This is a genomic window from Streptomyces sp. NPDC005533 (genome assembly GCF_042871845.1).
Taxonomy (GTDB): domain Bacteria; phylum Actinomycetota; class Actinomycetes; order Streptomycetales; family Streptomycetaceae; genus Streptomyces.
In genome coordinates, this window is the sequence record NZ_JBIAJH010000007.1 from 196,932 (window position 1) to 209,993 (window position 13,062).

General features: G+C 71.0%; 13 protein-coding genes and 1 pseudogene. 7 read left to right on the plus strand and 7 right to left on the minus strand.

What is annotated here, in order from left to right; genetic code table 11:
• Window positions 1-11: 11 nt before the first annotated feature.
• Window positions 12-686 (plus strand): nucleoside/nucleotide kinase family protein, encoded by a 675-nt coding sequence (locus ACFYP3_RS09845; protein ID WP_388829483.1) that lies wholly within the window; start codon window positions 12-14, stop codon window positions 684-686.
• A gap of 15 nt (window positions 687-701) precedes the next feature.
• Here the strand turns inward: ACFYP3_RS09845 and ACFYP3_RS09850 are convergent, their stop codons facing one another.
• Window positions 702-1,052: a hypothetical protein gene (locus ACFYP3_RS09850; protein ID WP_388829486.1), complete on the minus strand. Its 351-nt coding sequence runs from the start codon at window positions 1,050-1,052 to the stop codon at window positions 702-704.
• Window positions 1,053-1,210: 158 nt separating this feature from the next.
• On the opposite strand from ACFYP3_RS09850, the pseudogene ACFYP3_RS09855 reads away from it, so the two are divergent.
• Window positions 1,211-1,819: pseudogene (locus ACFYP3_RS09855) on the plus strand (flavodoxin family protein).
• A 134-nt stretch (window positions 1,820-1,953) separates the two neighbouring features.
• Window positions 1,954-3,180, plus strand: a complete 1,227-nt coding sequence (locus tag ACFYP3_RS09860) for a hypothetical protein (protein ID WP_388829489.1) — start codon at window positions 1,954-1,956, stop codon at window positions 3,178-3,180.
• A gap of 9 nt (window positions 3,181-3,189) precedes the next feature.
• Here ACFYP3_RS09860 and ACFYP3_RS09865 read toward each other — a convergent pair whose 3' ends face one another.
• A complete protein-coding gene (locus ACFYP3_RS09865; protein WP_388829492.1) occupies window positions 3,190-4,155 on the minus strand; it encodes a glycosyltransferase family 2 protein in 966 nt (321 codons plus the stop codon).
• A gap of 173 nt (window positions 4,156-4,328) precedes the next feature.
• Between ACFYP3_RS09865 and ACFYP3_RS09870 the strand changes: the two genes are divergently transcribed.
• Window positions 4,329-4,856, plus strand: coding sequence for a hypothetical protein (locus ACFYP3_RS09870; protein ID WP_388829495.1), 528 nt, complete (start codon window positions 4,329-4,331; stop codon window positions 4,854-4,856).
• Window positions 4,857-4,944: 88 nt separating this feature from the next.
• On the opposite strand, the gene ACFYP3_RS09875 is transcribed toward ACFYP3_RS09870, so the two are convergent.
• Window positions 4,945-5,661: an intradiol ring-cleavage dioxygenase gene (locus ACFYP3_RS09875; RefSeq protein WP_388829498.1), complete on the minus strand. Its 717-nt coding sequence runs from the start codon at window positions 5,659-5,661 to the stop codon at window positions 4,945-4,947.
• A gap of 290 nt (window positions 5,662-5,951) precedes the next feature.
• Here ACFYP3_RS09875 and ACFYP3_RS09880 point away from each other — a divergent pair, with 290 nt between their 5' ends.
• The 3 genes from ACFYP3_RS09880 (at window position 5,952) to ACFYP3_RS09890 (ending at window position 9,333) form a co-directional block, all read left to right on the plus strand.
• Entirely contained in the window at window positions 5,952-7,052 is a 1,101-nt protein-coding gene (locus tag ACFYP3_RS09880; protein ID WP_388829501.1) for a substrate-binding domain-containing protein, read from the plus strand.
• 115 nt (window positions 7,053-7,167) lie between these two features.
• A complete protein-coding gene (locus ACFYP3_RS09885; protein ID WP_388829504.1) occupies window positions 7,168-8,403 on the plus strand; it encodes a cytochrome P450 in 1,236 nt (411 codons plus the stop codon).
• Window positions 8,404-8,457: 54 nt separating this feature from the next.
• Window positions 8,458-9,333 (plus strand): glycosyltransferase family 2 protein, encoded by an 876-nt coding sequence (locus tag ACFYP3_RS09890; protein WP_388829508.1) that lies wholly within the window; start codon window positions 8,458-8,460, stop codon window positions 9,331-9,333.
• 43 nt (window positions 9,334-9,376) lie between these two features.
• Here ACFYP3_RS09890 and ACFYP3_RS09895 read toward each other — a convergent pair whose 3' ends face one another.
• The 4 genes from ACFYP3_RS09895 to ACFYP3_RS09910 form a co-directional block, all read right to left on the minus strand.
• Window positions 9,377-10,033: a class I SAM-dependent methyltransferase gene (locus ACFYP3_RS09895; RefSeq protein WP_388829511.1), complete on the minus strand. Its 657-nt coding sequence runs from the start codon at window positions 10,031-10,033 to the stop codon at window positions 9,377-9,379.
• Between the two features lie 36 nt (window positions 10,034-10,069).
• The gene (locus tag ACFYP3_RS09900) at window positions 10,070-10,294 is read right to left on the minus strand and encodes a response regulator transcription factor (RefSeq protein ID WP_388829514.1); all 225 of its coding nucleotides are present in this window, start codon (window positions 10,292-10,294) and stop codon (window positions 10,070-10,072) included.
• Between the two features lie 285 nt (window positions 10,295-10,579).
• Window positions 10,580-12,310 carry an acyl-CoA dehydrogenase family protein gene (locus ACFYP3_RS09905; RefSeq protein ID WP_388829517.1) on the minus strand — a complete coding sequence of 577 codons (1,731 nt, stop codon included), beginning with the start codon at window positions 12,308-12,310 and terminating at the stop codon, window positions 10,580-10,582.
• Window positions 12,311-12,399: 89 nt separating this feature from the next.
• The gene (locus ACFYP3_RS09910) at window positions 12,400-12,963 is read right to left on the minus strand and encodes a PadR family transcriptional regulator (protein ID WP_388829520.1); all 564 of its coding nucleotides are present in this window, start codon (window positions 12,961-12,963) and stop codon (window positions 12,400-12,402) included.
• Window positions 12,964-13,062: the final 99 nt, after the last annotated feature.

The following is a 13,062-nucleotide window of genomic DNA, read 5'->3' on the forward strand; positions in this document are numbered from 1 at the left end:
AGGATGTGCAGATGCAGGTGCGGACGATTACGGAGCTGGTACTCAGGGCGGCCAGGCTGGCCGGGCGGGACACACCGGCCGGTCCGGCGGAAGGACCGGCCGGGCCTGCCGTACGGAGCAGCCGGCGGATCCTGGGCATCGCCGGGCCACCGGGGGCCGGGAAATCGACGCTGGCCGCTCGGCTCGCCGAAGCGCTCGGGCCGGACACGGCCGTGGTGGTTCCCATGGACGGGTTCCACCTCGCCCAGGCCGAGCTGGAGCGGGTGGGTCTGGCCGACCGCAAGGGCTCCCCGGACACCTTCGACGCGGCCGGGTACGTCTCGCTGCTGCGCCGCCTGCGCGCATCCGACGGGCCCACGGTGTACGCACCCGCCTTCGACCGCTCCCTGGAGGAGCCGATCGCGGGCAGCATCCCCGTCCACCCGGCCGTACCTCTGGTGATCACCGAGGGGAACTACCTGCTGCACGACGTGGGGGAGTGGGCGTCGGTCCGACCCCTGCTGGACGAGGCCTGGTACCTCGCCCCGGACGAGGAACAGCGCGTCCGGCGCCTGGTCGAGCGGCACGTACGCCACGGCAAGGAGCCGGAGTACGCACGCGAGTGGGTGAGGCGCTCAGACGAGGCGAACGCCCGGCTCGTCGCGCCGGGCCGACACCGCGCCGACCTCGTCCTCGACACCGGCTGAGGCCCCCACCCCACCTCAGCACGACGCCCCGTCGCACCGGACCATGGTTCCGTGCGCGAAACGGCGATCGTCGAGGCACCGTCCGTGCTCGGGCTGCGCCCCGGCGGCGTCCAGGACCTGCCCGCGGCCCTCCTCGCGGCCGGTCTGACGGACCACCCCGGCACGGTGCACGCCGGCCGGGTCGAGCCACCGGCGTACGACCCGCGACGGGCCCCCGACACCCAGGTCCGCAACCCCGTCGGGATCGCCCGGTACTCCGTCCGGCTCGCCGACGCCGTCGGCGCCGTCCTCGACGACGGCCGCTTTCCCGTCGTCCTCGGAGGCGACTGCAGCATCCTGCTCGGCAACCTCCTCGCCCTGCCGCACGTGCGGCGATCAGCCGCCTCACGCACGACGAGAGCGCCGGCTACTGGGTCCACCTCGCGGCTCGTACGTCTGTCGGAATGGCCGTGCAGGCTCCGGGTGTTGGAGGCGACGATCGCAGTCGTTCCCCCGTACGCGGGGGTCGGAGACCCGGAGCAGACATGCAGACCGAGGCACCCCGTGGCGCAGACCGCTCGTTCCTCTTCGTCCTCGGCAGCTCCCGCGCGGACGGCAACACCGAGATGCTCGCGCGGGCGGCGGCCGAACAACTACCCGCTGAGGTAGCGCGGCGCTGGGTGGACCTGGCCAAGCTGCCCCTGCCCGATTTCGAGGACGGACGGCACGAAGACGACCGTCCACGAGAACGAGGAACTGCTGCGCCAGGCCACCCTGGAGGCCACGGACATCGTCATCGCCTCGCCCCTGTACTGGTACTCGCTCTCCGCGCAGACCAAGCGCTACCTCGACCACTGGTCGGGATGGCTGACGCAGCCCGGCTCGGACTTCAAGCAGCGGATCGCGGGCCGGACCCTGTGGGGGTGACGGTCATGGCCGAGCGCGACGAGCTGGTCGCGGACGGCCTGGTGGCGAGCCTCAACAACTCGGCGGCCTACATGCGGATGCGGTTCGGCGGGGTGCTGTTCGGCAACGGCTCGCGCCCCGGTCAGGTGCAGGACGACGAACGCGCGATGGTCCGCGCCAAGACGTTCTTCCACGGCGAGCGCCCGCTCGCGCGCTTCCCGTCCGAGGAGGAGCCCGCCGTTCCGTAACACCCCCCGGGCTCGGCCGGAGGGGTACTTCCGGGTGCGGCTCCGCGAGGCGTTCGCGCAACCGACCGTGCGGCACGGCACCGTACGGGCTGGACGACGGACCGCGGAGCTCTTGATGATCGGCACGGTGCCTGATGCCTGACCCGGCGGTGGGGGAACCTGCCCGGCCGGCGCGCCGCGACTGGCGCCATGCCCTGCTGCCGCCCGTCGCCGCGTGGCTGATCGCGAACCTCGTCACCTGGACGGTCGCGAGGGCATCGGTCGCCGGCGACGGATCCCGGGTGGCGTACTGGTCCACGGGCGGCCGCAGCCGCTGGGACTCCGCCCACTACCTGTCCATCGCCAGGACCGGCTACGAGATGTTCTGGTGCCGGGAACGCTATCCGGACTTCCGCGACGTCATGTGCGGAAACGTCGCCTGGTTTCCCGGATATCCAATGTCGGTCCGGGCCGTTTCCGCCACCGGGCTCTCCTACGAGCTGTCCGCCGTGGTCGTCACCGAGGTGTCCCTGCTCGGCATGTTCGCGCTGTTGTGGTGGCTGCTCGGCGCCCGCCTCACCCGGGCCACGGGACTCACCCTGGCCATCGGTACGGTGTTCCCCGGCGGCGTCTACCTCCATGCCGTGTTCCCCATCGCCACCGTGACCATGGCGCTCCTCGTCTGCGTCGCCGGAGTGAAACGCGGCTCCTGGATGCTCGCCGCCGCCGGCGGTTTCGTCGCGGCCTCCTGCCATCCCGTCGGCGCCGTCGCCGTCGGCATGCTGCTGGCGAGCGCGTTCTTCGCGTGGCGGGGGGACACGTGGCCGATCCGGTTCGCGAAAGCCGGGGTGTCGGCGGCCCTCGCCGGCTGTGGCGTCCTGTGGGCCAAATGGCTGATGTGGCAGGCGACCGGCCACTGGGACGCGTACGAGATCCTCCAGGCGTCGAGCTACGGGCAAGGGGGCCTGCACCAGCCCTTCGCGGCGATGGCGGACGCCTACGACTTCCCGTTCCGTGACTGGTACACGCCCAAGGGACACCTGCCGTGGCTGGTGGAGCACGCTCTCGCCGCCCACCGGCCCCAGCTGTGGCTGAACCTCGTCTACGTGCTGCTCGTGGTGGCGACGGCCGTCGTTCTCCTCGTCCGTCACCGTCGACTCGAGGTCGAGGAATGGGCCGCCCTGGCCTTGACGGTGGCCGTCTTCCTGGTGCCGTTCTTCGCGGGCGCCGAAATGTCGTGGTACCGCAACCACGCGCAGATGTTCGTCGGGCTCCTCCTGGTCAGACGCATGTCCGTGTTCGTCCAGGTGCCGCTGCTGGTGCTGTGCGCCGCCCAGTACGCCCTTCTGGGCGCGATGTTCTTCGCCGGGGTGCTGGTGTAGACGGGTGGCCTACTGCTCTTCCTCGCCGGTGTCGCGGGCGACGTAATAGGTGGGCCGGGCCTGCACGGCCGTGTAGATGCGGGCCACGTACTCGCCGAGCATGCCCACGCAGAACAGCTGGACGGCGCCGAAGAACAGGATCGTGGTGATCAAGGACGTCCAGCCCGGCAGGGTGTTCCCCGTGGCGTGGACGACGAGGATCCACGTGAGGAACCCGAGGCAGACGACGAGGCTGAAAGCGCCGAGCGCCGTGGCCAGGCGCAGGGGAACGGCCGAGAAGCTGGTGATGCTGTCCAAGGCCAGGAGGACCATCTTGGGCAGGGGGTACTTGGTCGTGCCCGCCACCCGCTCCGCGCGCTCATAGGTGACCTGACCGCTGGGGAATCCGAGCCAGGGGATGAGCAGGCGGTAGATCTGCTGCTGCTCGGGGAGGGCCTTGAGGGTTTCGACCACGGGGCGGGTCAGCAGCCGGAAGTCACCCGCCTGGGCGGGGACGTAGGAACCGGCCAGCCGGCGCATGAGCCAGTAGTAGGCGGCGGCGGTCCGGCGCTTGAAGCCGGTGTCGGTGGAGCGGTCCACGCGGACGCCGTGGACGACGTCCAGGCCGTCCGCCCGGGCGAGGGCGAGCATGGCCGGAATGACCTCCGGCGGGTCTTGGAGGTCCGCGTCCATGCTGATCACGTACGCGCCGCGGGCGCGGTGCAGGCCGGCCGTAAGGGCCGCCTGGTGGCCGCTGTTGCGCCGGAGGGACACGACGCGCAGCTGGGGCCAGGTGGTGCGCAGGTCTTCCAGCAGCCGGGGGGACTTGTCGGTCGAGCCGTCGTCGACGGCGAGGACCTCGTACGGTTCGTCGCACCCGTCCAGGACCGGCCGCAGCCGCGCCACCAGAACAGGCAGGACCTCCTCCTCGTTGAAGATCGGGACGACGATCGACAGCGAGATCGCTCCCCTGTGTGGGTCTGGCACAGCACTCATGATGCGCGAGCCGCCTGGTGGCGGCACGTCGAGACACCCGGGTGCCGCTGCGCCGCCGTGCCGACGCGCCGCCGGCGTGGGCTCGGGCGGGGCATCCCGTGACCGCTGTTAGGGTGACGTGTGCCCGTCAAGACGGGCCGTTTTCGGTCACTGATATTTCAACGGGGTTGAACGTGAAGCTTCGCCATGTCCGCGCGGTCGCCGTCTTCGGCATCGCGATCGTCGCACTCACCGGAGCCCGTGGCTCCCACGGCGCCAGCTGCGGCGGCAGCCACGGGTCGAGCCACAGCAGCTCCAGCGGGGGCACCAGCGGTGGCAGCACCGGTGGCAGCGACAGCAGCAGCACCAGCGGCAGCAGCACTTCCGGCGGCACGTCCGTCACCGGCGGTTCCAGCAGCAAGAACAAGGCCGAGCGCGACATCCGGATCGACAGCTGCAAGCTGGACGACGCGGGCAAGAACCTGGTCGCGCGGCTCACCGTCACCAACAGCGGTTCGGTGGACTACACCTACAACATCACCATGAAGTTCAGCGGGGACACCACCTCGACCGCGACCTCCGCCCAGGCCGGGGTGAGCGCGCTCACCGTCAAGGCGGGTGCCTCCGCCCAGGCCGAGGCCAAGACCGCGTACACCGGCAAGGGCGACGGCAGCGAGTACAAGAAGTGCTCCGTCGACAGCGCGACCAAGAGCGCCCTCTGACGACCGCAGAGCGGTAGGTGACGCCGGGGACGAGGCCGCGCAGCCGCTTCCGGGCGGCGGGGACGCGCCTCTCCGGCGGTCGCCCGGCTCAGGCGATTCCCACCGTGTACGCGGCGCGGTAGCCGTCCCCGTCGGGCGAGACGGCCAGCGTCATGGCGGCGCCGGCGGCCCGGTAGCGGCTGTCCCGCTGGTTGGGGTGCTCGGGTGCGCGGCGGCGTGCGTAGGGCTGGCGCGCGTACACCTCCAGCAGGAGGTCCTCGGGGAAGAAGAACTGGGAGGTCGTCTCGGTCCGGTGGTCGGGGTGCACCTTGAAGTGGATGTGGGGTGCCAGCCCCGCGTACCAGCCGGGCACGATCGTGCGGAACACGCACCGCCCGGCGGCGTCGGTGACCTGCGTGCCGCGCAGGAAGGTGGACTTGCCGGTGGAGTAGGCGCCCGAGGGGTCGGCGTGCCAGACGTCCACGGAGGCGGCCGCGAGCGGCCGGCAGCCCGCCGACACCCGGACCACCGTCAGGTCGAGCCGGAACGGCACCCCACCCACGCCCTCGGTGATGTCCGAACGCACCCGCTCCAGATCCAGGTAGTACGGGCCCGCACCCGCCGCGACGGCGAGGACGCAGGACGGGCTGCCGGTGCCGGTGCCGGTGCCGGTCGGCGGCCGGGGCGCCGAGGCCGACGGCTGTCCGGCCGCGCCCCGTGTGCCGGCGGGACCGGCGCAGGCCGCGGCCAGCGCGGCCGCCCCGGCCGTACCGGCGGCTCGTAGAACAGCACGACGGCTGGTCCGGTGGGTGTCGTTCTCGGCCATGCGCCCACCGTGCCGGACGGCAGCTCCGACGGTCGGTACCGACACACCGAGGGCCTGCCGCCGGTCTCGCCCACCGGATCTGGCCTGGACCATTCGTTCAGAAGTTGACGTGAAGTCAGGAAGTGGTGGCGCAAGGAGGGGACAAAACACCGTCATAGGCGATTTGCGGCCAGGTCAAGACAACGTTGCCAGGTCGTTAACACTTCACTTCTTGACGGCAGTGAAGCGGCCCCGTTGACTGCCCCCACCTCGGCCGTTCGGAACACGGCCCCGTCAGGGAGGTTCACTTCGTGAACGTGTATGTGGGTCGCGCCACCGTCGGACTGGTCCTTTCGGCCCTCACCGTCACGCTCGCCGCTTGCGGTGGTGCGGACGGCGGGGCCGGCGGAGCCGGCGGGGGTGAGGGCGCGGTGAAGATCGGCCTCCTGCTCCCCGAGAACGAGACCGCGCGCTACGAGAAGTTCGACAAGCCCCTGATCGAGAAGAAGGTCGCCCTCCTGACGCTCGGCAAGGGCAAGGTCGTCTACGCCAACGCCATGGGGGACGCGGCGAAGCAGAACGCCCAGGTCGACATGATGATCGGCAACAAGGTCGATGCCCTGATCATCGACGCGGTGGACGCCAAGACGATCGCCGGGGCGGTGGCCAAGGCCAAGGCCGCGGGGATCGCGGTCGTCGCCTACGACCGCCTGGCCGAGGGTCCGATCGACGCGTACACCTCCTTCGACAACGAGGACGTCGGTCGCGTGCAGGGCAAGGCACTGCTGGAGGCCCTGGGCGACAAGGCCAGGACCGGGAAGATCGTCATGATGAACGGCGCGGTCACCGACCCGAACGCCGCTCAGTTCAGATCCGGTGCCCGCTCCGTCCTTGACGGCAAGGTGAACGTCGGCAAGGAGTACGACACCGTCGAGTGGAAGCCGGAGAACGCCAACAGCAACATGGCGGCCGCGATCTCCGCCCTCGGCAAGGACAAGATCACCGCCGTCTACTCCGCCAACGACGGCATGGCGGGCGGCATCATCGCCGCCCTCAAGGCCGCGGGCGTCAACCCGTTGCCCCCGGTCACCGGCCAGGACGCCGAACTCGCCGGCGTCCAGCGCATCGTGGCCGGCGAACAGTACATGAGCGTCTACAAGCCGTACCCCCGCGAGGCCGAGGCCGCCGCGGAGCTCGCCGTCACCCTCGCCGAAGGCGAGAAGATCGACGGGATCATCAACCAGGTGGTCAGCAGCCCGACCACCAAGCGCGTGCCCTCGGTCCTCATTCCCGGCACCTCCGTGACCAGGAACAACATCAGCAGCACCGTGGTCCTCGACGGTGTCTTCACCATCGAGGAGATCTGCACCGACAAGCTCAAGGCCACGTGCGACGAGATCGGCCTGAAGTAACGCGGTCCTCCCCCGGGGCGGGCGGCGCCGGGCGTGGCCGGAAACCGGCAATCGGGGAGAGTTGGGCGTATATCATCGCGCTCCAGAGAGAAGGCGACGTACTTCTGGAGGCACGATGAGCGAGCAGCCGGTCCTTCTCCCCTACGCCGACCCGGCCTTCGTCGCGGACCCCTTCCCCCTGTACCGGCAACTGCGCGAGGACGGCCCCGTCCGGCGCGTCGTCATCGCCGGAGCTCTGGAGGCGTGGCTCGTCACCCGCTACGAAGACGGGCTCGCCGCCCTCTCCGAACCCCGCCTCAGCAGCGACGTACGCGACGCCTCGGACACCCGGCTCCTGCAACAGCTGCCCGAAACGGAGCGCGAGTCGATGCTGAGCAACATGCTCCGCAGCGACCCGCCCGACCACACGCGCCTGCGCCGCCTGGTCTCCAAGGCGTTCACCGCCCGCAGGGTGGCCGGGATGCGGCCCCGGATCCAGTCCCTCGCCGACGAGCTGCTGGACGCGGTCGTCCCGCACGGCCGCGCCGACCTCATCGCGGACTTCGCGCTACCCCTCCCGGTCACGGTGATCAGCGAACTGCTCGGGGTCCCGGTCGACGACCGCCACGACTTCCAGGGCTGGACCGACCGCATGATCATGCGGGGAGCCGAGCCCCCGGACCCCGTGGTGGTGAACGAGGCGTGGCAGCACATGCGCGCGTACGTCGCCGAGCTCATCCGCGCCAAACGGGCAGCGCCGGGCGATGACCTGCTCAGCGGCCTCATCACCGCCCGCGACGAGGAGCAGCAGCTGAGCGAGGACGAACTCATCGCCATGGTGTTCCTGCTGCTGGTCGCGGGCTACATCACCACGGTCAACCTGATCGGCGGCGGCATCGCCATGCTGCTCGCCCACCCCGACCAGCTGGACCTGCTGCGCTCCGACCCCGAGCTGCTGCCGGGCGCGATCGAGGAGTTCCTCCGCTACGACGGACCCGTCAGCCCGGGCATCGCCCGCTTCGCACGCGAGGACGTCAAGATCGCGGGCACGTCCATTCCGCGCGGGGCGACCGTACTGATCGCCTCGGCCATCGCCGACCGCGACCCGGCCCGGTTCGCGGCCCCCGACCAGCTGGACATCACCCGACGGGACAACCCCCACCTCGCCTTCGGGCACGGCATCCACTACTGCCTGGGCGCACCCCTGGCCCGACTGGAGGGCCAGATCGCCATCGGCACCGTCCTGCGCCGACTCCCCGGGCTCGCCCTCGCCGTGTCCCCGGACGAGATCCGCTGGCGCCCCGGCGGCCTCCGCGGCCCCCAGACCCTCCCGGTGACCTTCACCCCCGGCGCCGCCCGGCCTGGCCGGTAACCGGGGTCGGTCGGCGGTACGCTCGCCCTTCACCAGGAGCAAGGGGGAGTGGTCGTGAGCCGACCGCGGGTGGGTGTGGCCGTGCTGACCATGGGGGACCGGATGCCCGCCCTGCGGGCGCTGCTCGCCTCGGTGGCCGACCAGGACGAGCCGGCCGCGGCCGTCGTGGTGGTCGGCAACGGCTGCGCCCTGCCGGACCTGCCGCCCGGTGTGACCGGGGTGGAGCTGGCGGACAATCTGGGGGTGTCCGGCGGCCGCAACGTCGCCTGGCGCACGCTGCGCGAGCTCGGCGGCATCGACGTGCTCGTGGACCTGGACGACGACGGCCTCCTCGTCGACGCCGACGTGATCCGTACGATCGCCGACCTCTACGAGGCCGACGGCCGCCTCGGCATCGTCGGCTTCCGCATCGCGGACGAGACGGGTCAGACGCAACGCCGGCACATCCCGCGGCTGCGGGCCAAGGACCCGATGCGACGTGGCCGCGTCACCACCTTCCTGGGCGGCGGGCACGCCCTGTCGATGCCGATGCTGGAGCAGACCGGCGGCTGGCCGGACGCGTTCTTCTTCACCCATGAGGAGACCGACCTCGCGTGGCGGGCGCTGGACGCCGGCTGGGACGTCCTCTACGAACCCGCTCTGCTGCTCCGGCACCCGAAGACGTCCCCGGCGCGGCACGCGGTGTACTACCGGATGACCGCCCGCAACCGGGTCTGGCTGGCCAAGCGCCGCCTGCCCGCCCTCCTGATCCCCGTCTACCTCGGTGTCTGGACCGTGCTGACCGCGGCCCGCACCCGCTCGTTCCCCGGTCTGCGGGCCTGGCTCGCGGGTTTCGCCGAAGGCGTGCGCACCAGCGGCGGCCGGAGACGGCCCATGCGGTGGTCGACCGTGGTCCGCATGACCCGCCTGGGCCGCCCGCCGGTCGTGTGAGTCGACTCGTCCCGATCTTGCCGGAATGCGTGGCGGTGGCGCCTCACACGTCGGCGATCAGGGCGTACCGTTCGTCGGCCACCGGCCCGCCCCACAGGTCCGGGTCGTCGCTGAGCGGTTGGATGCGGACCGTGGCAGCGAGCGGGCGGACGGCCGCGGCCAGGTCTTCGGCGGTGATTCCGCCGTTCCACGGGAGTGACGCGGCGCCGGGGACGTACGGGGCACCGTTCTGGCCCGCCTCGCGCCAACGCCCCTCGACCAGGACCAGCCGGCCTCCCGGCCGCAGGCGCGTCACCCACGCGCGCAAGGCGGCCTCCGGATCCGGCAGTGTCCACACCAGATGGCGCGACAGCACGACATCGAACCGCTGTTTCCCGGTGGGCGGCGACATGGCGTCACCGACCACGAAGCGGCCCGTCACGCCCGCGGCCTCGAACTTCGCGCGCGCCCGCTCCAGCATGCGCGGCGCCAGATCGATGCCCGTCGGCCGGTGCCCGGCCTCGGCCAGCAGCAGCGAGAGGGACCCCGTACCGCAGCCGATGTCGAGGACGTCGGCCGGGTCCGTCGGCAGCAGCGGCTGCAGGAGCCGGATCCACGCGGTGCGTGTGGCGGCGGCCCTCAGCCCGTGGTCGGGCTCGTCGTCGAATGTCGCTGCGGCGGCATCCCAGTAGGCGGTGATCAAAGCAGCACGGTCCGTCATGGACCGATGCTCTCAGCCCCCACTGACAGTCGGGTGTCAGAGTCCGAGGGCGATGGCCATGCGGGTCATTTCGGCGGTGCTGTTGATGTTGAGCTTGGCGCGGATGCGGCGGAGGTAGGCGTCGACGGTGTGTTTGGAGAGTCCCATGTGGCGGGCGGTCTGGAGGTAGGTGCGTCCGGCGGCGATGTGGCGCAGGGCTTCCTGTTCGCGGGGGGCGAGGAGGGTGGCTTCGGGGGTCGGTGCGGTGAGGGTGAGGCTCATGGGATTCCTCCGACGTTTCGTCTCGGTCATCTCTGCTCACGACCTCGGAAGCAGGGGACGCTTTCCGGAATGCGGTGTTTGTCCCTGATAAAGAGATTGGTCGGGTGACTTCATGACCGTGTCCGCCGACTGTCACAGCCGTGTGACAACGCCGGCCCCCCGTCGCCGGTCCGGTCGTCACTCCCCGAGAAACCCCTGGTCAGCGTCGCTCCCTCAGATGAAGCGGTGCCCCTCGGCGGCCTGCACGCCGGTGGTGTGGCGGCAGGCCGACGAGGGACCAGGCGACTACGGGGTCATTTCGTAGGCTCCGGAGAGCGCCTCGACGCGCGCCCAGACGCGGGCCGCGCGGGCCTCGTCGACGACCGGGCGCCGGATGGCGCCGAGCGCCCAGGCCTGCTGCTCGACCGTGGTGGAGTCCTTGCCGTGGAGCTCGATGGCGTGCTGGGAGAAGTCGCGCACGAGGACGGAGAACAGTTCGTCGAGCACGGACTCGTCCAGGTCCGTCAGGCGGGCCTGCTCCAGGATGAGCTGTCCGTGGACGACCAGGGCGAACAGCTGGCCCACGGACAGGAGGAAGTCGAGGTCGCGGCCCTGCTCCTCGTCGGGGGCGATGGTGGCCGCGAACTCGCACAGGGCGTCGGCCTGCTCGCGGAAGCGCGCGACGTTGGGCACGGCGGCGTAGGAGTCGTACGCGGGACGCCAGTCATGGAAGCGTACGGAGCCCAGACCGCGGGCCGGTCCCTGCCGGAACAGGAAGTCGTCGTCGGCGGCGTCGAGACGGGTCGGCACGGGCGCGTACTCGGCCGGGTCCAGCAGGTGGTTGCGCATGAACTTGAGGATCAGCGCGAGGTTGACGTGGACGGTGCCCTCGAGCTTCGGCAGCCCGCGGATCTCGATGGCCGCCTGGGCGAAGTAGTTGTCCTTCTCGAAGCCCTTGGCGGCGATGACGTCCCACATCAGGTCGATGACCTTCTCGCCCTCCGTCGTGACCTTCATCTTGGTCATCGGGTTGAAGAGCAGGTAGCGGCGGTCGTCGGGTCCGGCGGAGCGGAAGTAGTCGACGGCGCGGTCGCTGAACAGCTTCATCCCGACGAGGCGGACGTAGGCGTCGGCCAGCTCGCGGCGCACGTGCGGGAAGGCGGTGACGGGGCGGCCGTAGAGGATCCGGTTGTTCGCGTGGGTGACGGCCTCGTACATCGCGTGCTCGCAGATGCCGATGGAGGCGGTGCAGAGGTTGAACTTGCCCACGTTGACGGTGTTCAGGGCCGCGTCGAAGGCGGCGCGGCCGGTGTGCAGCACGTCGGCGGCGGCCACCGGGTAGTCGTCGAGGCGGAACTCGCTGACGTACTTGGAGGAGTCGACGACGTTCTTCACCAGGCGGTAGGCCGGGTGGCGGCTGTCGGCGGCGAAGAACACGTACCCGTCGGGGCCTTCGACGTCGGTGCGGCGGCCGAAGACGGAGACGAGGCCGGCGGCGTTGCCGTTGCCTATGTAGTACTTGGAGCCGCTGGCGCGGAAGCCACCGGAACCGTCGGCGGCAGGCTCCAGCAGCATGTCGGTGGAGTAGATGTCGGCGCCGTGGGACTTCTCGGACAGGCCGAAGGCGAACACCTCGCCCTCGGAGAGGAGTTGCGCGGCGCGGGCGCGGGCGGCGGCGTTGTCGCTCTGCCAGACCGGGCCGAGGCCGAGGATGGTGACCTGCCACGCGTACCAGTAGTCGAGGCCGTAGAAGCCGAAGATCTCGTTGAGGGCCGCGATGCGCGCCGTGTCCCAGCGCTTGTCCGGCTCGTCCTCGTCGGCCGCGGCGGCCGGGGTCAGGAAGGTCGCGAAGAGTCCCTCCTTGGCGGAGAACGCGAGGAAGTCGGCCAGCCAGGCGCGGGAGCGGTAGTCCTCGATGAGCCGGCGCTTGCCGCGGGCCTCGAACCAGTCGACGGTGGCGCGCAGGAGCCTGCGGGTCTCGGGGTCGAAGTGCGCGGGGTCGTAGGTGTGCGGGTGGAACAGCAGCGGGTCGGACATGGCGATGCACCTTCCGAGGGGTGGGAGTCGAAGGCCGCGCGGACGCGCGGGGGAGGAGGTGGTGGGGCCGGGGGCGTGTGCGGTGCGGTTCAGTCGGTCGCGGGCCGGGCGAGCCGGTGGAGGGTCGCCAGGACGTCGTCGAGCCAGGCGATCGTCATCCGCTCCTGCGCGATGCCGCCGCGCAGGACGACGTGCTGGAGTTCCTGACCGGCGTCCAGGGGGGCGGGGGCGTCGGGCCCGGTGAAGTCGCGCAGCTCCCCGGCGAGATAGCGCGCGAGGCGGTCCCGGTGCGCCTGCTGGTGCCGTTCGACCTCGCGGATCAGCGAGGCCGGGTCGTCGAAGGCCGCGCCGCGGATCTTCACGGCGAGGTCGTGCCGCAGGCTCTCCGGTTCGATCGGCTCGTGCAGCCACCGGGCGAGTGCGGCGCGGCCCGGGTCGGCGGCGGAATACTCGTTCTTGTCCGGCCGGCCCTGCTGTGGGACGGTGCGGACGGTGAGCAGGCCGTCGCTCTCCATGCGCTTGAGGACGCGGTAGATCTGCTGGTGGGTGGCGGTCCAGAAGTAGCCGATGGACCGGTCGAAGCGGCGGGCCAGCTCATAGCCGGAGCCCGGCTTCTCCAGCAGGGAGACGAGGATCGCGTGTTCGAGCGCCATGCCGCGATCTTGCTATGCAACTCGTTGCACGGACAAGCGGCGGCAGCCAGGTGAGACGCGGCTCACCCGGGCGGGCGGCCGGGCCGGGTCCGGTTGGCG

What these genes read in the sequence shown, in the direction of transcription:
- ACFYP3_RS09845 (WP_388829483.1), top strand. Translation starts at nt 12, where the DNA reads ATGCAGGTGCGGACGATTACGGAGCTGGTACTCAGGGCGGCCAGGCTG.
- ACFYP3_RS09860 (WP_388829489.1), top strand. Translation starts at nt 1,954, where the DNA reads ATGCCTGACCCGGCGGTGGGGGAACCTGCCCGGCCGGCGCGCCGCGAC.
- ACFYP3_RS09865 (WP_388829492.1), bottom strand. Translation starts at nt 4,155, where the DNA reads ATGAGTGCTGTGCCAGACCCACACAGGGGAGCGATCTCGCTGTCGATC.
- ACFYP3_RS09875 (WP_388829498.1), bottom strand. Translation starts at nt 5,661, where the DNA reads ATGGCCGAGAACGACACCCACCGGACCAGCCGTCGTGCTGTTCTACGA.
- ACFYP3_RS09885 (WP_388829504.1), top strand. Translation starts at nt 7,168, where the DNA reads ATGAGCGAGCAGCCGGTCCTTCTCCCCTACGCCGACCCGGCCTTCGTC.
- ACFYP3_RS09895 (WP_388829511.1), bottom strand. Translation starts at nt 10,033, where the DNA reads ATGACGGACCGTGCTGCTTTGATCACCGCCTACTGGGATGCCGCCGCA.
- ACFYP3_RS09900 (WP_388829514.1), bottom strand. Translation starts at nt 10,294, where the DNA reads ATGAGCCTCACCCTCACCGCACCGACCCCCGAAGCCACCCTCCTCGCC.
- ACFYP3_RS09905 (WP_388829517.1), bottom strand. Translation starts at nt 12,310, where the DNA reads ATGTCCGACCCGCTGCTGTTCCACCCGCACACCTACGACCCCGCGCAC.
- ACFYP3_RS09910 (WP_388829520.1), bottom strand. Translation starts at nt 12,963, where the DNA reads ATGGCGCTCGAACACGCGATCCTCGTCTCCCTGCTGGAGAAGCCGGGC.